General features: G+C 68.9%; 18 protein-coding genes and 1 pseudogene. 10 read left to right on the forward strand and 9 right to left on the reverse strand.

The genetic code is table 11. From position 1 onward, the window contains the following. Positions 1-85: 85 nt before the first annotated feature. The 8 genes from ACT89H_RS12050 to ACT89H_RS12085 all read left to right on the forward strand — a co-directional run bounded on the left by ACT89H_RS12050 (position 86) and on the right by ACT89H_RS12085 (position 9451). A complete protein-coding gene (locus ACT89H_RS12050) occupies positions 86-1096 on the forward strand; it encodes an adenylate/guanylate cyclase domain-containing protein (protein WP_445108642.1) in 1011 nt (336 codons plus the stop codon). Between the two features lie 48 nt (positions 1097-1144). Beyond that, positions 1145-1912 (forward strand): RluA family pseudouridine synthase, encoded by a 768-nt coding sequence (locus tag ACT89H_RS12055; RefSeq protein WP_445108643.1) that lies wholly within the window; start codon positions 1145-1147, stop codon positions 1910-1912. A 546-nt stretch (positions 1913-2458) separates the two neighbouring features. Beyond that, positions 2459-3244 carry a metallophosphoesterase gene (locus ACT89H_RS12060; RefSeq protein WP_445108644.1) on the forward strand — a complete coding sequence of 262 codons (786 nt, stop codon included), beginning with the start codon at positions 2459-2461 and terminating at the stop codon, positions 3242-3244. Between the two features lie 66 nt (positions 3245-3310). After that, a complete protein-coding gene (locus tag ACT89H_RS12065) occupies positions 3311-3988 on the forward strand; it encodes a phosphodiesterase (RefSeq protein WP_445108645.1) in 678 nt (225 codons plus the stop codon). An 82-nt stretch (positions 3989-4070) separates the two neighbouring features. Continuing rightward, positions 4071-5537 (forward strand): flavin-containing monooxygenase, encoded by a 1467-nt coding sequence (locus ACT89H_RS12070; protein ID WP_445108646.1) that lies wholly within the window; start codon positions 4071-4073, stop codon positions 5535-5537. 75 nt (positions 5538-5612) lie between these two features. Further along, the gene (locus ACT89H_RS12075) at positions 5613-7742 is read left to right on the forward strand and encodes an ABC transporter ATP-binding protein (RefSeq protein WP_445108647.1); all 2130 of its coding nucleotides are present in this window, start codon (positions 5613-5615) and stop codon (positions 7740-7742) included. Next, positions 7739-8476, forward strand: a complete 738-nt coding sequence (locus tag ACT89H_RS12080) for an energy-coupling factor transporter transmembrane component T family protein (protein WP_445108648.1) — start codon at positions 7739-7741, stop codon at positions 8474-8476. Before ACT89H_RS12075 ends, ACT89H_RS12080 begins: the two co-directional genes overlap by 4 nt. Positions 8477-8800: 324 nt before the next feature. Continuing rightward, entirely contained in the window at positions 8801-9451 is a 651-nt protein-coding gene (locus ACT89H_RS12085; protein ID WP_445108649.1) for a DUF8020 domain-containing protein, read from the forward strand. Between the two features lie 16 nt (positions 9452-9467). Here the strand turns inward: ACT89H_RS12085 and ACT89H_RS12090 are convergent, their stop codons facing one another. Beyond that, complete coding sequence (locus ACT89H_RS12090) at positions 9468-10736, reverse strand: lipase family protein (protein WP_445108650.1); 1269 nt, start codon at positions 10734-10736, stop codon at positions 9468-9470. Between the two features lie 249 nt (positions 10737-10985). Between ACT89H_RS12090 and ACT89H_RS12095 the strand changes: the two genes are divergently transcribed. After that, positions 10986-11630, forward strand: coding sequence for a cysteine hydrolase family protein (locus ACT89H_RS12095; protein WP_445108651.1), 645 nt, complete (start codon positions 10986-10988; stop codon positions 11628-11630). 51 nt (positions 11631-11681) lie between these two features. Here the strand turns inward: ACT89H_RS12095 and ACT89H_RS12100 are convergent, their stop codons facing one another. Genes ACT89H_RS12100 through ACT89H_RS12115 form a run of 4 tightly spaced genes read right to left on the reverse strand, consistent with a single transcriptional unit; the run spans position 11682 to position 16145 of the window. Then, positions 11682-13982 carry an ATP-dependent DNA ligase gene (locus ACT89H_RS12100; RefSeq protein ID WP_445108652.1) on the reverse strand — a complete coding sequence of 767 codons (2301 nt, stop codon included), beginning with the start codon at positions 13980-13982 and terminating at the stop codon, positions 11682-11684. A gap of 47 nt (positions 13983-14029) precedes the next feature. Further along, positions 14030-14236: an antitoxin gene (locus tag ACT89H_RS12105; protein ID WP_445108653.1), complete on the reverse strand. Its 207-nt coding sequence runs from the start codon at positions 14234-14236 to the stop codon at positions 14030-14032. 38 nt (positions 14237-14274) lie between these two features. Beyond that, positions 14275-15417: an MBL fold metallo-hydrolase gene (locus tag ACT89H_RS12110; RefSeq protein WP_445108901.1), complete on the reverse strand. Its 1143-nt coding sequence runs from the start codon at positions 15415-15417 to the stop codon at positions 14275-14277. Beyond that, positions 15417-16145, reverse strand: a complete 729-nt coding sequence (locus ACT89H_RS12115) for an enoyl-CoA hydratase (RefSeq protein ID WP_356963719.1) — start codon at positions 16143-16145, stop codon at positions 15417-15419. The genes ACT89H_RS12110 and ACT89H_RS12115 overlap by 1 nt, the downstream gene beginning before the upstream one ends. Positions 16146-16258: 113 nt before the next feature. Here ACT89H_RS12115 and ACT89H_RS12120 point away from each other — a divergent pair. Next, positions 16259-16918: pseudogene (locus tag ACT89H_RS12120) on the forward strand (NAD(P)/FAD-dependent oxidoreductase). A 22-nt stretch (positions 16919-16940) separates the two neighbouring features. Here the strand turns inward: ACT89H_RS12120 and ACT89H_RS12125 are convergent. The 4 genes from ACT89H_RS12125 to ACT89H_RS12140 all read right to left on the reverse strand — a co-directional run bounded on the left by ACT89H_RS12125 (position 16941) and on the right by ACT89H_RS12140 (position 20520). Further along, entirely contained in the window at positions 16941-17798 is an 858-nt protein-coding gene (locus ACT89H_RS12125) for an aldo/keto reductase (RefSeq protein WP_445108654.1), read from the reverse strand. 114 nt (positions 17799-17912) lie between these two features. Beyond that, positions 17913-19511: a carboxyl transferase domain-containing protein gene (locus ACT89H_RS12130; RefSeq protein ID WP_445108655.1), complete on the reverse strand. Its 1599-nt coding sequence runs from the start codon at positions 19509-19511 to the stop codon at positions 17913-17915. 51 nt (positions 19512-19562) lie between these two features. Continuing rightward, positions 19563-20165 (reverse strand): GTP-binding protein, encoded by a 603-nt coding sequence (locus ACT89H_RS12135; protein WP_174186021.1) that lies wholly within the window; start codon positions 20163-20165, stop codon positions 19563-19565. Beyond that, complete coding sequence (locus ACT89H_RS12140) at positions 20146-20520, reverse strand: DUF742 domain-containing protein (protein WP_039795171.1); 375 nt, start codon at positions 20518-20520, stop codon at positions 20146-20148. The genes ACT89H_RS12135 and ACT89H_RS12140 overlap by 20 nt, the downstream gene beginning before the upstream one ends. Between the last annotated feature and the right edge of the window lie 4 nt (positions 20521-20524).

Genomic DNA, 20524 nt, shown 5'->3' on the forward strand with positions numbered 1-20524 from the left:
ATCTGCGGAGGGTGTGGCCGCCATCGCCGCGGCACCGGAAACGATGAAAGCAGCCTCGTCCGATCCGGCCCGTAAGGTACCGATCATGCTGCCCACGGAGAGGTCGGAGTTGGTGCGATCGGTCGTCGAGTCCTATCTGCTCGACGGAGCGCGCCGATACAACCGCATCCAGGTCGCCGAGCAGTCCGGGACGACGACCGCGCTGACCCGGCGACTGTGGACGGCGCTCGGTTTTCCCTCGAGCATCGGTGACGAAGCGGTGGACTACGCCGACGCCGACGTCGCGGCGCTGCGCGACTTCGAGCAGCTGAACGTATTGTCCTCGGCCGATTCGCGGCAGCAGGCGGCGACCGCGCGCACCCTCGGCCAAGGGATGGCGCGCCTGGCGGAATGGCAGGTCGACCTGGTGCTCGCGGAGATCGAGGAGCGCATCGCCCGAGCCGCTCCCGGCGCCGACCCCGAGGAGACGGTGCGCACCGCCACCGAGGGCGCCATCGCCACGCTGGAACAGCTGAACATCTATGCGTGGCGACGGCATCTGGCCGCGTCCCTGTCGCGGTCGCTCGACCCGGGGACGAGCGCGGGCGAGTCGGTGCGCGAACTGGCCGTCGGTTTCGCCGACATGGTCGGCTACACCAGGCTGACCAGGCATCTGCATCCCGACGAACTGGCCGTGCTGCTGGAGGCGTTCGAGTCCACCACCACCGCCGCGATCACCGAGAACCGCGGATGGGTGATCAAGAACGTGGGCGACGAAGTCATGTTCGCGACGGAAACCGCCACCGAAGCCGCCCACGTAGCACTGGCCGTCCAGGAGTCCACCATGATCGTCGGGGGCACTCCGGACTTGCGCGTCGCCCTCGCTTACGGCCCGGTACTGCAACGGTTCGGCGATCTGTACGGCTCCGTGGTGAACATCGCTTCCCGGCTCACCGGCGTCGCGCGGCCGGGCACCGTTCTGATCGATGACCAGGCCGCCGCCGCGCTGGAGGAGAACCCGGCCTTCGCGATCAAGCACCTGCGCAGCGTCCGGGTACGCGGCTTCAACCGCCTACGCCCGCACCTGCTGCGCCGCAACAGCAAGAACGGCAGATAGCACCCACCGAGTGCCTCCCGCCGCCGATGGCCGCCCTAGGCTCGTCCGGTGGACAAGGACTGGTCACAGCTACGCACGCGCTGTCTCGTCGAGGAGGACGCGGCGATTCTGGCCCTGCACAAGCCGTCCGGGATCTCCGTCACGGGCGAGCGCCATGACACCGATCTCGTCGAGTTGGCGGCGGCCGCCGGGGAAACGCTGTATCCGGTGCACCGGATCGACAAGGTGACCTCCGGCTTGATCCTCTTCGCGAAAGAGTTGGGCGCCCACGGCGAGCTGACCAGGCAGTTCAACAAACAGACCGCCGACAAGGCGTACTTGGCCGTCGTCGCGGCCACCGGCCTGCCCGATACCGGCGTGTTCGATCTGCCGCTCAGCGTGGGACGTAAGAACCGGGTGCGGGTCGCGGCGCCGCGCGAAAGCATCCGTCAGGAGGCGGGCCGCTGGTTCGTGGACGACGCCGACCTGCTGCCGGCCAAGAACTACCCCTCGCTCACCCGGTTCGCGACGGTGCTGCGGGGTCCGGCGCACACCGTTCTCGCGCTGCGCCCGGTGACCGGCCGACGCCACCAGATTCGCGTCCACCTGGCCTGGACCGGCCATCCCATAGTCGGCGATCCGCTGTTCGACCGCTCCGGCGCCCACCCACGGACGTACCTGCACTCCTGGCGTCTGGGCCTCACCGCTTCCTGGCGCACCCCGCCGGAACTGGTATTGGCCGCCGCGCCCGATGTGGACTTCTGGGGTCCGCTGCACGAATCCGCCGACCCGACGGCCCTCGATCGCGCGGCCGACCTGTTGCGGACGCTCGGCTAGTCACCAGTGCGGTCTTCGCGCCACCCGTTGCCTGGGCATCGACCGCGGCGAAGCACCTGGACCCTCGATCGATAACCGCTGCGAAAACTCGGCCGGCGCTGCGGTTGGTCCACAGTCATCCCCAGGCGGTCCAGTCCCTATGCGCACAGCAACGGTCTCACTGCCGCTGAAGCGAATCAGCTCGGCCAGCTCGGGGAACGGCCGAGGAGCAAGAGGATTCGGTCGAGGGTCGACGCTTGTTCCGGAACGGAAAGCCCCGGGGCGAAGGCCGCACCGGGAGCAGAGCGCTCGGGACCGTCGGGGACGGCCAGGGCGATGGCCGGCGCCGCTTCGGCCACGTCGCTCGCATCCTCTCCGACCACCCCGTGTCCTGACCGCCACTGGAACCCCTAATTGTGATCCAGTGCACAACACGGCGAGCACCGCCCGCTCGGTGGCGAGCATCATGACGACGCGTAATGCGCAGGTCAACTAGCCTGATGGCGTGCCGCGGGTGCGACGCGCGCGCAACCTGACGCAATGCAGCGAATCCCCTAGCGAAAGCGAATGCCGATGATCCTGGTCGCTCAGGTCAGCGACACCCATTTCGATCTCGGCGCCCGCAACGCCCAGCGCGCCCGGCGGGTGATGGACTTCATCGCGGGGCTGCGCCGCAGGCCGGACGCCATTCTGGTGACCGGCGACATCACCGATTCCGGCAAACCCGAGCAGTTCGCCGAGGCCAAGGCCGCTTTCGACAGCGAGATTCCGGTGTACGCCATCCCCGGCAACCACGACGACCGCGCGGGCTTCCGCACCGGTCTGCTCGGCGAGCCCGCCTCCGACGCCCCGATCAATCACGCGCATCGCATCGGCGAACTCACCGTCGCGCTGCTGGATTCGAGTGTCCCAGGCCGGCCGGGTGGGCAGCTGGCGGACGAGACTTATGACTGGCTCGGCGGCGTGCTGGCCGCCGCGCCCGCGGGCAAGCCGATCCTGCTCGCCCTGCACCACCCGCCCGCGCAGCTGTTCAGCCCGATCGTCGACGTGATCGCCCTGGCCGATCCGCAACGGCTCGCCGATCTGGTCGCCGGGGACGACCGGATCGTCGGCGTACTCACCGGGCACGCGCACTCCGCCGCCACGACCACCTTCGGGGGACGGCCGCTACTGGTGGCGCCCAGCACCGCGTCGGTACTCAGCGGCGAGTGGGAACTCGACCTGCCCGACCACGTCATGGACTACGCGCCGGACCCTGCGGTGGCGCTGCACGTCATCGGCGACGACCACCGTCTCACCAGCCATTTCCGGACGGTTCCGATGGGTGGCCGGATCGGCGTGCGACCGGCCTGAGGACGGTTTACCCGCCTCGAGCCGGGGCAATCGGCAGGCACACGACGCCTACCGGGAGGATCCGTCATGGTCGACATACCAGCCGCAGTGGTGAAGAACACGTTCGCGGCCGGAGCCAGGATCCGGCATGCGCGGGTATTCCACCCGGCGGGTTTGCACCTGGCCGGCCGTCTGCACGCGGAGCCCGAGTTCGAGCCGCTGTTCGGCAGCGGCGATCGTGCGGTCATCGCGCGGGTGTCCAAGGGCATCGGACTGCCGAACGGCCTGCCCGACGTGCTCGGCCTGGCGTTCCGGGTACTCGACCGCGACGAGCAGCCGTGGGATTTCGCGCTGGCCACCACCGGCCGAGGACTGCTGGGCCGGTTTGTGATCACCCCCGCGCGCGGCTGGGCCAGCGCACGGTACGGCTGCCTGATGCCCTATCGGATCAGCAACTCCTCGCCCACCTGGTTCTTCGCCGAGCCGGACAGCGTTCAACCCGCGTCGGCGTCGCTGGAGGCGATGCAAGCGCACCTCGACGAGGACCTGGTCAGCTTCACCCTCACCGCGGGTCGGCTCGGCGGACCGACGTGGCGAGTCGCCGAACTCACGCTGCGGCCGGCCGAATCCGCCGAATACCGCACGGATTACTTCGATCCGATGCTCAATCACCCGGCCGAGGTGGAGTTGTTTCCCAAAGCCATCGGCAAGATTCGCGAACTGGCGTACACCGGCAGCAGGAGCGGCCGCGGCGAAGAGAGCTGACGCCGGACGATCGCGAACAGGTTGTGCGGCGTGTCGAAACTCCTACAGTGGAATCATCCACGGTCGCAGTGAGGAGTCTCACATGACAGCGCGCAATCGGCCATCGATCCTCATCATCGGCGCGGGCTTCGGCGGCATCTGCATGGCGATCGAGCTGCGTCGCCACGGCTTCGACGACATCACCATCCTGGAGCGGGCCGCCGACCTCGGCGGCGTATGGCGGGAGAACACCTACCCCGGAGCGGCCTGCGATGTCCCCTCACCGCTGTACTCGTTTTCGTTCGAACCCAAGCCGGACTGGCCGCAGCGGTACTCGCGACGGACCGCTATCCACTCCTACCTGCGCGGCGTCGCCGAACGCCGCGGCGTGCTCTCGGCGATCCGTTTCGGCACCAGCGTCAGCGACGCCGAATTCGACGACGCCACCGGCCGGTGGACCGTCCGCACCGCCGACGGGAAGAGCTGGATCGTGGACGTGCTGATCTCGGCGGTGGGCCAGCTGTCGCGTCCGTCCCTGCCCGCCATTCCCGGCATCGACACCTTCGCCGGCCCGTCGTTCCATTCCGCCGAGTGGGACCACGATGTCGATCTGCGCGGCAAACGCGTCGCCTGCGTCGGCACCGGGGCGAGCGCCGTGCAGTACATCCCGGAGATCCAGCCCGAGGTTGCCCAGCTCACCTTGTTCCAGCGCACTCCGGCCTGGGTGGTCCCGAAATTCGACACCGACTACTCGCCGATCCAGCACAACCTGTTCGCGCGGGTGCCGGGCGCGCTGCTGGCCGAGCGGTTCGGGTGGTGGTCGATAATGGAGTTCATCTCACTCGGGCTGGTCGAGGTTCCCGCCATCGGGCGGTTCGTGGCCCGTATCGCCGCCCGGCACCTGACCGAACAAGTCGGAGATCCGCAGCTGCGGGCCAAACTCACCCCGGACTATCCCATCGGGTGCAAGCGCGCGCTGTTCTCCAACGATTACTACCCCGCGCTCACCCGACCCAACGTGCGGCTGGAGACCACCGCCATCACCGAGATCACCCCGCAGGGCGTACACACCGCCGACGGGACTACGCACGAGGTGGACGTGATCATCTACGGCACCGGTTTCAAGGGCACGGAGTTCCTGTGGCCGATGGAGATCTGGGGCCGCGGCGGGCGCAGGCTGGCCGACGCATGGGCCGATGGCGCGCACGCGTATTACGGCATCACGGTGCCGGACTTTCCCAATCTCTTCCTCGTCTACGGACCGAACACCAATCTCGGCGTGGGCTCGATCATCTACATGATCGAGTCGCAGACCCGCTACATCCGTCAGGCCGTGCAGTGGCTCGCCGAGCACCCCGGCCACTGCGTCGACGTCCGCGCGGATCTCGAGGAGGACTACAACACCGCGCTCCAGCAGCGCCTGGCCCGGACCCCGTGGAACTTTTGTTCCAGCTGGTACCGCAACGCCGCGGGCCGCATCACCAACAACTGGCCCGGCTCGCAGCGCAGCTACCGTCGCCGCACCCGCCGCTTCGACCCCCGGCACTACACCCTCACTCCCGCCTCGTGATCGAGGGGCCACCGCGATCGGCCCCGCTCGGATTCGCCTCGACCCGCCACCGCGCCGGGCTGGCAGACTTGTGCTGTGAATGAACTGGCCCATCCGGGCGGATCGGATGTGCGCGGTCCGCTGCGTCCGATCGAGTTGGCCACCGGCGCCGTGCTCGGTGGAGCCGCCGTCGGACTGGTGACCATCGGATCGGTCATCCCGTTCGCGGCCGCGTTGCAACTGGTCGGCGCGGTCCCGATCGGGCTGATCGCACACCGCTTCCGGCTGCGCGCCCTGGTCACCGCGACGATCGCGGCAACGCTGGTCACCTTCGTCGCCGCGGGCATGGCGTCCGCGATGGCGCTGGTGGCGTCGGCCACCGTGGGCGGGATCATCGGCGCGGTGAAGCGGCGTGGCGGCGGTGTCGTCGCGGCGTTCGGGCTCTCGCTGCTGGCCGGGCTGGCCTGGGCCGCGTTCGCCGTCGGATCGCTGTCGCTGCTGTCCACCACGCGCGAGCTGCTGTTCGACAACATCCGCAACGCGTCGCGCGGCCTGCAGGATCTCGCGGCGCGCCAAGAGCAGCTGGCGCCGCTCGGGCAGCTCGCGGCGGACCTGACCGACTCGGTGCTGCGCTGGTGGTGGGTGTGGGTGGGCGGCGGCGTCGCGCTCGGCATGGTGGCCACCGGTGTCTTCTCCTGGTACGTCCTCGGCTCGGTGCTGGACCGGCTGGCCTGGCTGCCCGGCCGCGACCGGCTCGACGCGCCGCGCGACGACCGGCCCGTCGCACCGCTTCCGGTGACGCTGCGCGAGGCCGCCTTCCGCTATCCCGCAGCGCCGCGCGAGGCGCTGAGCGGCATCGATCTGACCGTGCGGGTCGGCGAATTCGTCGCCGTGGTCGGCCACAACGGTTCGGGCAAGTCCACCCTGACCCGCTTGCTGGCGGGGCTGCCGCCCACCTCGGGATCGGTGCGGCGGCCCGGGTCCGCCGGACTCGGCAAGCTGGGCGGGACGGCGCTGGTGTTGCAGCGGCCGGAGAGCCAGACCCTCGGTGTGCTGGTCGCCGACGACGTCGTATGGGGATTGCCCGCCGAACTCGCCGCGGAAGTCGATGTCGACGCCCTCCTCGGCGAAGTGGGACTCGCCGGAACGGGGGCGAAGGAGACCGCCACGCTCTCCGGCGGACAGCAACAGCGGCTGGCGGTCGCCGCCGCGCTGGCCCGGCGGCCCGCGCTGCTGATCGCCGACGAGGCGACCTCGATGATCGACCCGGACGGCCGGCGCGAACTGGTGGGCCTGCTGGCCTCGCTGCCGAAACGTCACTCGATGGCCGTGGTGCTGGTGACCCACCACGAGGCCGACGCCGCGGTCGCCGACCGGGTGGTGCACCTGGCCGGCGGACGCACCGTCGCCCATCTGCCGGAGTGGCCGCGGCCGGCGCAGGACACGCGACGCAAGCCGATGGGCGCGCCGATCCTCGAACTGCGCGACGTCCGGCACACCTACAACCGTGCGACGCCGTGGGAAGCGCCGGCCCTGCACGGCGTCGACCTGTCCGTGCGTCAAGGCGAGGCCCTGCTGATCGTCGGCGGGAACGGCTCGGGCAAATCCACGCTGGCCTGGATCATGGCGGGTCTGATCGAACCGAGTTCGGGCCGGTGCGAGCTGCGCGGGAAGCCGATCGGCAAGCAGATCGGCCGAGTCGGGCTGGCGTTCCAGCATTCCCGCCTGCAACTGCAGAAACAGACCGTCGGCGCGGAGATCGCGGACTGGGGTGGCCGCGCGACCGGCTCGGGCGCGGTCGGCCGGGCGCTGGACGCGGTGGGACTGGACCGCGCGCTGGCCGCGCGCTCGATCGAGGAACTCAGCGGCGGCCAGGCCAAGCGGGTGGTGCTCGCGGCGATCGTGGCCAGTCACCCCCAAGTGGTCGTGCTCGACGAGCCGCTGGCCGGTCTCGACCCGGAGGGCCGGGCCGACATCGTGGAACTGCTCGCGCGGTTACGGGATTCCGGCTTGACGCTGATCGTGATCTCGCACGACGTGGCCGACATGGCGGCGGTGTGCGACCGGACGGTACAGCTGCGGTCGGGACGCATTCTGGGCGCGGAGTCCGCTCGGCAGACCGCGCCCGCGCCGAGCGCCTCCGCCGCACGCGCCGATTCCGGGCCCGGGTCGGCGCACGCGCCCGGGGAAGCCGCGTGGGGGTTCGAGCACGGAGGTCGACGATGAGCACAGTTCTGCTGCGCCAGGTCCCGGTCGACAGCCCGGTCCATCGGTTGTGGGCCGGCACGAAGATGATCGGTGTGTTCCTGATCAGCCTGCTGCTGATGTTCCTGCCGTCCTGGCCGGTGCTCGGTGTGATGGCGGTGTTCCTGGTGCTCGTGGGGGCGGTCGCCCGGCTGCCGCTGGGCACCGTGCCACGGCTGCCGTGGTGGTTCTGGGCGCTGCTCGCCGCGGGCGCCCTGATCAATCTGCCGGTCGGCGGCACGGCGGTGCTGCGCTATGTCCAGGTTCTGGCCTTCGGCCTGATCCTGGTGGCGGCCTCCTTCCTCATCGCGTGGACCACGCCGATGGGCGACATCGCGCCCGCCCTGGCCAAGTTGGGCGCGCCGTTGCGCCGACTCCGGGTGCCGGTGGACGAATGGGCGGTCGTCGTCGCGCTCACCTTCCGTGGTCTGCCGTTGCTCATGGAGGAGATCCGGGTGCTGCGCGCCGCTCGCCGCCTCCGGCCCAAAGACGGCATGATCGCCCGCGCGGCCGACAACCCGCTCATCGATATCCTCACCGCGGCCATGGCGGTGTCCACCCGCCGCGCCGGGGAGTTGGGTGAGGCGATCACCGCGCGCGGTGGCACCGGACAGCTCACCGCCCGTCCCAGCGCCCCCGGATCGCGCGACGCTGTCGCGCTCGTGCTGGTCGTCGGCGTCTGTCTCGGCTCCATCGGGCTGCACTTGTTGCTCTGAGCCCGAGCGCGAGTGTGGGTCACTGCGGGGCCCGAACCGGATCCCGGTCGGTCGCGGTCCCTGATGGGTACCGGTGAAATTCCTGCGGGCCAATTCGCTGACCATTTGCAGACCGAATGGTATCTGTCGAAAAGACTCCGCGGGACCCCGAAATTCCCCTCCTAAAAGCGTGTCCCAAATCCCATGCGCCCCAGTACAGTTGTCACTCGGAAGTAACTGTCTTCTGGATCACAGCACGGATGTGCACGTCGGCGGGGGGAACGAATGCCGGCGTGTGTCGCGTTCTCTAATGCTTGAAACCTGATGAAGATTGGAAACCGCCAAATGATTCTCCGGAGAGTCACCGCCGCCGCCACACTCGTCGCCGCGCTCGCGGTCGGCGCAGGCGTCGCGCACGCGGAACCGACTGCGGCACCGGTCCCGGATATCGGGTACGAAGCCCAGCTGGTCGGCGACAAGATCGTCACGACACTCACCGCGGGCACGTTCGACGTGCGCGGCGACGCCGTCGACATCAAGGACGCCGCAGGCGATGTCGCGGTCACGCTGCCACTCGCCTTCCGCCAGGACGGATTCGAATATCCCATGGCCCACCTCGTGCGAGACGCGGGCCGCGTACTGGAGCTGACCGTCGTGAAGGACGCGGCGCAGGCCCGCCCGGTGGCCACGCCGGTCGCTTCGCCGTTCGAGAACCAGCGAGCGATGGACGCCTTCCTGTCGCAGTTCGGCATCGCCACCGCGGTGGGCGGGTTCATCGGCACGGTCATCGGCGCGCTCGTCGGATTGACCGGCCTCATCGGCGGTCCGATCGGGATCGGCACCGTGGTCGCCGGTGCCGGCATCGGCGGCGTCATCGGCACGATCGTCGTCGGCGGGCCGGCCCTGATCATCGCCGGTATCGATCTGATCAGCACGCTGGCCGCCCCGTCCGGCACCACCAAGTGGACGGACACCACCGGACGTTCGCAGAACTGACCGGCGCCCCGTCCACCTATCGCTCGCGGCATCCAGGAACCACCGGCAGACCGGCGAACCGGTCGGCGAGGAAGTTCATCGCGCCCGGTGCCTCACCGATCGCAGTCGGGTTGTGGGTCGGCAGCATCGAGTGCACCGAGGTGACGGTCGCGCCCTCGGCGCAGTACCGGCCGACCAGGTCGGTGAAGCCCGCCACGGGAATCACATCGTCGGTGCGGCTGTGATAGAGGTACATCGGCGCCTCCGGCGCGCTGCCGCCGAGTTCCTGGGCCTCGGTGGCAGCGCGAAACGCCGGGTGCCACAGCAGATCCGGCACGGCGGCGAAGTCGGCGATCCGCGCGCCCGCGTATATCGGCACCAGATCCGACCCGCAGGCCGCGCCGTTCTCGGCCAGCGCCGCGCGCCCCTGCTCGTTGAGCAAGTCCAGCACCCCCGTCGCGGGATCGTTACGGGCGAGTGCGAACAGGATGAGCAATGCCAGCCCGGCCCGCACGCTGCCGTCCGCGTTGCGCGCTATCGCGGACCAATCCGCCGGAATCCCGCCGGAAGCGATGCCCGCGAACCGGACGTCCGGCGCATACCACGGTTGCATCTGCGCCGCCCACAGCGTGGCGAACGCCCCGCCGGAGTAGCCCCAGGCGCCGACCGGCGCCGAGGAGGCGAGTCCGGCTTGCGGGAGATCACGGGCCGCCCGGATGCCGTCCAGCACGCCGCGTCCGGAGTTGACTCCGTCCAGGAAGCGCGACCGCGGTCCCTCGTAATCACTGGCCACCACCGCCCACCCGCGGCGCAGTGCCTCCGCCATGAACGGGGTGTCGATCAGCGTGTTCACCGCCCCGGAGTCCCAGCCGCCGCGGAGCGCGAACGACGGCGCGCACCGCGTGCCGAGGCTGTCCTCCGGCACCTGGTACGACAGCAGCGGCCGAGCGCCGGGGCCGAACCACGGCAGCATCGGCACCAGTACGGTCGCCACGTCGGCGACGGGGTCGTCGCTCGAATCGGTGCTGCGGTATTTCACCTGCCATGCCGAAATCGGCAGCGGCAGCCCGAACAATGCGATCGGCCGGGAATCCAGCACGGCGCCGTTGCGGTAACGCGCGAGATCCGCGGGGGCGGTGTAGAACGGGTCGTGATCCGGCGGCGGTAACTCGGCACGCGCCGCGGGAGCGGCGGCCGAGCAGGCAGCGAACACGGTCATCGCGGCCAGCAGGACCCGCAGAATCGTCGTGCGTATCGGGCGGTCGTGCGCCTGCGCGCGGACAGGCGTCGCGTGAACATCCTTCATCAGAGCCTCCCCAGTCCCGGCGAGGCGGCAGGTATCCCGGCGCGGTCGGCGGCGGCTCACCTGACCTCCAGGCTTCAACGGTACTGCTGGGCCGACCGGCCCGGCAACGGTCGATCGCAGGTCACACCCACCGCCGTCGCTGTCCGCCGGGCTGGCTACAGTGTTGGCCAAAACGCCCCCTGCGCAAGCGAATAGCTGTCCGGGCGACCCCGCCCGCAGCGCGAGCGCGACGACGAGGAGTAGCCGAGCATGCGGCATGGCAACGGACTGGACATCCCCGAAGGACTCGCCGACCTGTGCGCCCCGGACCGGATGGCGGTGATCGTCTACGACATGCAGGTCGGTGTGCTGAGCCAGTTGCCGGACGGCCCGGAGATCATCGAGCGGGTGGCCGCGGTGGTCGACGCGGCGCGTTCCGGTGGCTATCCGGTGGTCTTCCTCCGCCACTTCTTCCTGCCCGAGCGGCTCAGCGGAACCTTCGCGTTACGCATGGCCATGAGCTGGCAGCAGGTGGACTCGGTGGACAAGGTGCACTTCATCCTGCAGCGCGACACCCCGGCCTTCGAGCTGGTACCCGAGCTGCGGCCGCGCGCCGACGAGGTGGTGTTCGACAAGACGTCGATGTCGGCCTTCGAAGGCACTCCGCTCGCCTCCATGCTGCGCGACCTGCGCATCGGCGCCTACGCGATCGCGGGTGTCGCCCTGGAGATCGGCATCGCGCCCACGGTCACGCATTCCACCGATCTGGGATTCGTTCCCGTGGTGATCAGCGACGCGGTCGGCGGCCGGGACAAGGACGCCATGGCGCGGGCGTACCGCGATTTCGAGTTCCAGGGTCACGCTCTCGTGACCGATATCGCGACCATCACCCCGCTGCTCGCGGGCACCGACTGAACCGAGAACGGGACCCGGCCGGTGCTAGGTCCCGTTCGACGCGCCACTACCCTACCGAGCACCGGGCGCGGGGCCGAGCCATGCCGGGTGCCACAACCGACCCATCTCGGTCCAGTTCATGAACCGTACGGTGCCACCGAGTTTCGGGGTCACCCACACCGCTTCCTTACGTTCGTCGGCGGTGAGCTCGTTGTCGAACGGCGAGGTCTTGCGTTCCAGTTTGCGCAACCGCGCGGCCAGCTCCCGCATGTCCGGCTCGCTGAAGCCGGTGCCGACCCGGCCGACGTAGTACAGCAACCCGTCGTGTGGAATGCCGATCAGCAGCGACTTGAACTCCCGCGCCGCACTGCGCCGCCACCCGCCGATCAGCACCTGCTGGGTGCGCCAATTGCGCTGCTTCACCCAGGCGTGCCCGCGCTTGCCCGGCAGGTACACCGAATCTCTGCGTTTCGCGACCACACCCTCCAGCCCCTGCTCCTGGCTGTAGCGCACGGCATCGGCGCCCGAGCCGTCCAGTCGCGGCGGCACCATCAGCGACGGCGCGTTCGCGGCGAGCGCCTCCAGGACCGCGCGGCGATCGGAATAGCGTTTGCGCAGCAGCGACGTGCCGTCCAGATACAGCACGTCGAACCCGACGAACACCGCACGCGCCGCATCGGCTTGCAGGAGACCGAGATTCGCGACACCGTGATCGTCGAAGACGACGGCCTCGCCGTCCAGCACCACCTGGTGTCCGGACAATTCCCGCCGCAACGCCGCGATGCGGGGATAGCGGTCGGTCACCACGTTCCCGGCCCGGCTCCGCAGCGTCAGCGCACCGTCATCGATCTCGGCGATCAGCCGGAAGCCGTCCCACTTCGTCTCGAAGCACCATTCGTCGGCGTCGAGCTCGGCGACCTCGCCGTGCGTCGCCAACATCGGCGCCAAGCCGCGCGGTAGCTTCGCGGACGCATTCGACGGATGGATGATCCGGCCCGGTTTCTCCTGCGGCTCCTCCCGCGGTTCGGGTCCGTTCCGCGCGCGCATCAGATGCATCAGCCACTGGTTGCCGTTGGTCTGGATCAGCGCGTACCGACCGGTGAGCCGCTTGCCGTGGAACTGCACGATGACCTCGTCGTCGCGCCATTTCTCGGTCTCGTAGGTGCCGGAATCCCAGATCGTCATCTCCCCGGCGCCGTACTCGCCTTTGGGGATGGCGCCGTGGAAGTCGAGGTACTCCAGCGGATGGTCCTCGGTGTGCACGGCGAGGCGATTCTGGTCGGGCGAGGTCGGCGGGCCTTTCGGCACCGCCCAGGACACCAGGACCCCGTCGCGCTCCAGCCGCACGTCCCAGTGCAGGCGTCGCGCGTGATGTTCCTGCACGACGTAGCGGTTATCCGCCCCCGGCGCGGGCGCCTCGGCGGGAACGGGTTCGGGCGTGCGGGACGGATCGCGCATCGACCGGTACTTCGTCAACGCGTCCGGCGCGGACGAGTCGTCTCGTGCGAGCGGCGGATCCAGTTCGGCGAGCAGATCTCCGTCGGACCGATACCTGGCCAGTACCTCGTCGAACCGTAACTGCCGCAGCTTCTTCCGGTTCTCGATCTCTGCCCACGTGCGCGGAGCCGCGACATTCGGCTCCGCCCTGCCCCGCATCGAGTAGGGCGCGATGGTGGTCTTGGCCGGGTTGTTCTGACTCCAGTCGAGGAAGACCTTGCCGCCGCGCGCCGCTTTCGCCATCGTCGCGGTCACCACATCCGGGTGCAGTCGTTGCAGATTCGTGGCCACCTGTTTCGCCACCGTGGACGCGCCGCCCGGGCTCAGCACGCGATCCAACGGCACGTACAGGTGAATGCCCTTGCTGCCGCTGGTCACCGGGAACGCGTGCAGTCCGATGCCCTCGACCATATCGCGTACCGCGAGCGCCACCTCGGCGCATTCGGCGAGCCCGGCGCCCGTGCCCGGGTCCAGGTCGAACACGAGCCTGGTCGCCGGGCCGATGCCGCCGTCGTCGAAACGCCACTGCGGCACATGGACTTCCAGCGCGGCTTGCTGCGCCAGCCAGGCCAGCCCCGCTTCGGAGTCGATCAGCGGATAGACGACATCGCGGCCGGAATGGCGCAGGGTGCGCCGCACGATCCAGGAGGGCGCGTGCGACGGAAGGTTCTTCTCGAAGAAGGAGGGTTCGTCGACCCCGTTGGGCCAGCGCTTCCGGGTGACCGCCCGCCCCGCGATATGCGGCAGCATGGCGGGCGCGATCGCCGAATAATAGGCGATCACTTCGCCTTTGGCCGTTCCGGTGGCCGGATACAGCACCTTGTCGAGGTTGCTCAGGTCAACCTCGATACCACCGAACTCGCGGCGGGCCGCCATATCCGAAGTGTAGCGGCGGAGACCACAGTCCGGTCTCCGCCGCGGGCTCAGGCGTGCGGTCCGGACTGATCCGGCGGGACCACCTTCTTGGCGGCCTCTTTGCCCTTGGCGATCTTGTCCGAGTACTTGCCGTGCGTCTTCTGATCGATGAAGTCACCGGCCTTGTCGACCGCTTGGTTGATCTTGCCGGAGTTCTTGGCCGCCACGTCCTTGCCCTTGTCGACCAGGCCCTTGACCGTATCCGCGAAGCTCATCGCCGTGATCCTTCCTGTCGCCGATTGTCCGGAGTCGTTCAGTCGATATTCTCCCACCACGAATCCACAGGTGGGGCGCTCGACGGGTCCACACGCTGTCCGGGCATCGGTACCGCGACATCGGTGCCCGCCGCCCGCGCCGCGGCCACCATGCGCGCGACCGGCTCCGACCAGCCGTGAAAGGCGAGATTGAAGGTGGCCCAGTGAATGGGCACCAGCAATCCGTGGCCGGGATTCCCGCCGCACAGGTCGGCGTGTGCCCGGACCGCCTCCTCGGGATTCATGTGCACATCCGGCCAGCGCTCGTCGTAGGCGCCGATCGGCAGCAGCGTCAGATCGAACGGGCCGAGCGCCGCACCCGCTTCGGCGAACGCCTTGGTGAAGCCGGTGTCGCCGCCGAAGTAGGCGCGCCGGGTGGGTCCGGCGATCGACCACGAGGCCCATAGCGTGGTGTTGCGCAGCAGGCCGCGTCCGGAGAAATGCCGCGCCTCCGTGCAGGTGATCGCCAGATCCCCGCCATCGCGATCCCGGCCGAGCTCGGCGAGCGACACCGAACCGCCCCAGTCCAATTCGACGATGCGATCCTCCGGGACGCCCCAGTGCCGCAGGTGGGCGCCGATACCGATCGGAACGAGAAATGGTGCGCTCTGGCATGCCACCAGCTCCCGGACGGTCTCCTTGTCCAGGTGGTCGTAATGATCGTGGGAGATGAGCACCGCGTCGATCGGTGGCAACTCGGCCAGCGGCTGCGGTACTGGATGCATGCGCGCCGGGCCGACCAGCGGCGACGGTGAAACACGCTCGCTCCACACCGGATCGGTCAGAATCCGGTACCCGTCCACCTCGATCAACGTCGTGGCGTGGCCGTACCAGGTGACGGCGAGCGCGCCGGCGGCGGCCGGTTGCCGCGGTGTCCGCAGTGGAATGCGACCCCGCGGTCGGCCCACGTTGCGCTGGGTCAACGCCGATACCAGAAGCGAGGGAGCCGAACCGGCGACCACTTGGCTACTGGGCTCGGTGTTGTGGAACTGTCGATCGCGATAGGTGGCCGAACCCACCGCGTACGGCTGAATCGCCGAAATGGATGCGCCCATCGCCGATGGGATGTCCCGCACGGCCCGCACCACCCAGGTGATGCCGAGCGCACCCGCCGCGGCGCCCGCGATCCGTCTGATGTCCATCATCGCCCCACAAACTTCGCAGGGCGCTTTTCCTGCCTGGCCAAACGACCCTCCTTGGCATCCTCGCTCGTCCACGCGGCTTCCAGCGCCGCGCGCTGCTGCGCGGTTTCCGGATCGCGGGTTCCGTCGTCATTGAGCACCAGTTTCATGTGCCGCAGGGACAGCGGGGCCAGCGCCGCGATGTGCTTGGCCCAGGCCTGCGCGTCGGCCACGGTGCCGATCCGGTTGGCGAACCCGAAGGCGTAGGCATCGTCGGCCGATATCTGTTCCGCCCCCAGCAACACCGTCCGCGCCGGACCGCCGCCGATCAAGGCGGCCAGCCTGCGCACCGTCCACCGATCCACGGTGATGCCCAGTTTCGCCGCGGGGACCGCGATGTACGCCTCCGGTGCGATCACCCGCAGGTCGGAAGCCAGTGCCAGCTGCACACCGGCCCCGATCGCGGCCCCGTTGATCGCCGAAATCACCGGGACCGGCGCCGATTCGATGGCGTGCAGCATTTCCAGCAACCCGGACAGGAAATCGCCGGAATACACCCCGGACAGATCGGCACCCGCGCTGAAGACCGGGCCGCGCCCGGTCAGGACGATGGCCCGGGCCTGGTCGGCGACCGCGGCGAGCACGGCCTCGCGCAGCAGTGTCACGAGTTCGTGATTCAGCGCGTTGCGGCGCTCTTCGCGCTGAAGTTCGATGGTGACCACGTCACCATCACGACTGACCCCGAGCATGCGACCTCCCCGGCTGAACGTCCGTCCGATCCCTTTCACTCTGCCATAGCGGACTACCCGTTCCACGCCGGCCGATACGATCACCGGCTGCGCCGACCGACTTCGACATCCTGATGATCGACGCTGGTCAGGCGGGCCTCTCGGCCGGATACCACCTTCAGCGCCGCGGACTGCGTCCCGAGCGGCACTTCCTCATTGTCGACCGCTCCCCCGGTCCCCGGCGGCGCGTGGCAGTTCCGCCGGCCCTCCCTCACCCTGGACACGGTCGACCGCGTGCACGATCTGCCCGGCATGTCGGTCGCCGAGACATTGCGGCCGGATGTCGGTCACGGTGGTCTGCGATCGGACCGAGGAAGGCGCCCCAGCGGAGCGGGGTGCGGTGCTCGACGCGGAGACCGACACGGCGGGCCGGATCCGGGTACGCGGCCAGATCAACTGCAGCGGCACCTGGGGGCATCCGTTCGTTCCGCACTATCCCGGGGCACACACCTTCGCCGGCCGCCAGCTGCACACTCGCGGGCTACCACAGCGCCGAGGAATTCGCGGGCAAGCACGTCGTGCTGGTGGTTCCGCAGCGCGCTCGACCACCTCGCGCCGCTGCGACTGCGCGGGCCGGTGACAGCATCACCATGTCGGGACGGCCGGCCACCTGGGTGGCCGCCGATCCGCGCATCCACCTGATCGGCTACGGACCGTCGGCCGGCACTATCGGAGCCGATCGCGCGGGGTGCGTGGCGGCGCTCGAACTCACCGGACATCTCGCACCGCGCTGACCGGCCTCGGCGCTCCCCGCGGTCAGTCGATCAGGCCGTAGGTGAACCGGTCCGGGTCCGGACCGATGCGCGCACCGGCATCCAGCCCGTTGATCGCGTCCATCTGCGCCGGTGTCAGCTCGAAACCGAACACGTCGAAGTTCTCCGCGATCCGCGACGGCGTGACCGACTTGGGAATGACGATGTTGCCCAGTTGCAAATGCCAGCGGATGATCACCTGCGCCGGGGTGCGGCCGACCTCGGCGGCCACCGCCGTGATGGCTTTTTCGTCGAGCAGGGTGCCCTGCCCGAGCGGGCTCCACGCCTCGGTGGCGATCGCGTTGCCCGCGTGGAACTCGCGCAGTTCGCGCTGCGCCAACCTGGGATGCAGCTCGACCTGGTTGACCACCGGGATCTCACCGGTCTCGGCGATGAGTCGTCGGATATTCGCGACCGTGAAGTTCGAGACGCCGATCGACCGCACCCGGCCTTGCGACTTCAGCGCCTGGAAGGCACGGAAAGTGTCCACGAAGCGGTCGGCCGCGGCCACCGGCCAGTGGATCAGGTACAGGTCGAGGTAGTCCACACCGAGCCGTTGCAGGCTGGCGTCGAACGCGCGCAGCGTGGAGTCGTAGCCCTGGTCGGCATTCCACAGCTTGGTCGTGACGTAGATCTCGTCACGGGGCAGGCCGGATTCCCGGATCGCACGGCCGGTGCCCTCTTCGTTCTCGTAGATCGCGGCGGTATCGATGCTGCGATAGCCGACCTCGAGCGCCGTGGTGACGACCGAAAAGACGTCCTCGGCGGGCACCTGGAATACGCCGAAGCCGAGTTGCGGGATCACGTTCCCGTCGTTCAGGACAATCGAGGGAACGGTGCTGGTCTCGCTTCTGAAGGTCACATTCCGACGGTAGAAGTGTGGCGGCGAACCGTCAATCACGCACTCGGGTGTGTTGGCTTGCAATTTGCTGGGAATCGAGTTCGCCGAACGTGAACTGCCGGACTCGCCTGCGGTTCAGCTCATCGAGCCGGGCAGCCCGAGCCGCCGGTATCGCGCCTGCCGAGCCGTCAGCAACTCCGACTCCGTCCGCGCCCGCAGGGCCGCCAGTTCGTGTGCGATCGCGGCCACCATCCGTCGGGCGAAATCCACCGGCTCGTCCGCCGCGTCGGGCAATTCCGGCACGATCCGGTCGACCACGCCGTCGGCCAGCAGGTCGACAGCGCCGATCCGTTGTGCGGCAGCTAATTCCGCCGCATGTTCGGTGTCACGGAAGACGATCGCGCTCGCCCCCTCCGGCGGCAGCGGAGCCAGCCACGCGTGCGTGGCGGCGAGCACCCGGTCGGCGGGCAGCAAGGCCAGCGCGCCGCCGCCGGTGCCCTGGCCGAGCAGCACCGAGACGGTCGGGGTGTCCAACGTCACGAGATCGGCGATGCAGCGCGCGATCTCGGGCGCCAGGCCGCGTTCCTCGGCCTCCTTCGACAGCGCCGCACCCACCGTATCGATGACCAGAACCAAAGGTATCCGCAACTCTCGAGCGAGCGCCATACTGCGCCGCGCCTCACGCAGCGCGGCCGGTCCCATGGTGTTCTCACCTCGCTGGCCGCGCCGGTCGTGCCCGAATACCACACACGGCTGCCCACGGAAACGGCCGAGCGCGAGCACGGCGGTGCGATCGGACTCACCCTGACCGGTGCCACTGAGCGGAACCCGTTGCGTCACATGACGAAGGATTTCCCGGATGCCGGGACGATCCTCGCGGCGGGAGATGAGGACCGACTGCCACACTCGATCGTCCGCGGCGCGATTCCGCTCGGCATCGGTCCGAAATGATTCGGTCGCATCGCCATCGGAATCCCGAGCGGCGACCGGCGCTGCCGAAGGCTGCGGTTCCGATACCGCGACTTGATTCGAAAGACGCTGCCCAGCAGCGGAATCCGGAAACTCGACGCCGCTGAACACACTCAGCGCACGATGGGCGATACGGCGGAAAACCGGAATCGTCAGAACGCCGTCGATGACGCCGCGCCGATACAGGTTCTCCGCTGTCTGCACTCCTTCCGGGAAAGGTCTGCCGTAGAGGGCCTGGTAGACCCGAGGGCCGAGGAACCCGATGAGCGCCCCTGGTTCGGCGAACGTGATGTGGCCCAACGAACCCCACGACGCGAATACGCCACCCATCGTGGGATTGCGAAGGTAGACGATGTAGGGGTACCCCGCCGACTTGTGCGCCGCCACCGCACCGGCGATCTTCACCATCTGCACGAAGGCGACGGTGCCCTCCTGCATCCTGGTCCCGCCCGAGGTCGGCGAAGCGACCAGTGGCAGACCGAGTTCGGTGGCGCGCTCCACCGCGGAGACGATCCGCTCCGCCGCCGCCACACCGATCGAGCCGGCCAGAAATCCGAACTCGCAGGCGATCACGGCCACGCGCCGACCACGCAGCAGCCCTTCGCCGGTGAGCACCGATTCGTCGGTGCCCGCCGCGACCGCCGCCTTCCGCAAGGCATCGCGGTACCGGGCGGAAGCGGCCACCGTCACCGGCGGCCGGTTCCAGCTGACGAACGAATTCTCGTCCAGCAGTTGCTCGAGCAGCTCTCGCGCCGAAGTACGCACCGGGCGAGCCTATCCCGCCCTACCCGGTGCTTCGGCCAGCCGCTCGAGCACTCAGTAGCCCTGCATCACCTTGCGCAGCGCGTACTCGGTGAGCGCGACCAGAGCCTGCTTGGCCGGCTCCCGACGACGGGCGTCGATGGACAGGATCGGCACATCGGCAGGCACGGCGAGCGCCTGCCGGATGTCCTCGATCGGGTATCGCGGCGCGTCGTCGAATTCGTTGAGCGCCACCAGGAAAGGTAGGCCGCGCGCTTCGAAGTAGTCGACGGCCGCGAAGCTGTCCTCCAACCTGCGGGTGTCGACCAGCACGACGGCACCGATGGCGCCGCGGATCAGGTCGTCCCACATGAACCAGAATCGGTACTGGCCGGGCGTGCCGAACAGATACAACACGAGATCGTCGGCGAGACTGATCCGGCCGAAGTCCATCGCCACGGTGGTGGTCGACTTCATCGGGATGCCGGTCAGGTTGTCGATACCGGCGCTGGCATTGGTCACCAATGCCTCGGTGCGCAGCGGAACGATCTCCGAGACCGCGCCGACCAACGTGGTCTTCCCGACACCGAAGCCTCCCGCGACCACGATCTTCGCCGATGTCGGCTTGCTGGTACGAGTGTCGACCTGCGCCGTCGAATCAAATACGCCGGAGTCCACTGAGAACCCTTTCGATCAGCTCGCGACGCTCATCGTCGCTGGAATCGTCTTTCAAAGTCGCCGAAACGCGCACGTGTCCGGCCTCGATCAGATCGGCCACAAGCACACGGGCTACCCCGATAGGGATACCTAATCGGGCTGCTACCTCGGCGACGGACGGCGATTCTCTGCACAACTCCACGATGGACGTCTCGATGTTGGTCAGTTCGAACTGCCGCTCCAGGGCGACCGGATGCGATGCGACAAGGGCCTCCAACGCCAACTCGACCGCGGGCCTGGTGCGGCCTGCGGTCAATGAGTATGGGCGTACGAGGCTGGGCTCGACGCTCCCCACGCGGTGATCTTCTATGTCCATCCCA

Source organism: Nocardia aegles, assembly GCF_052545135.1.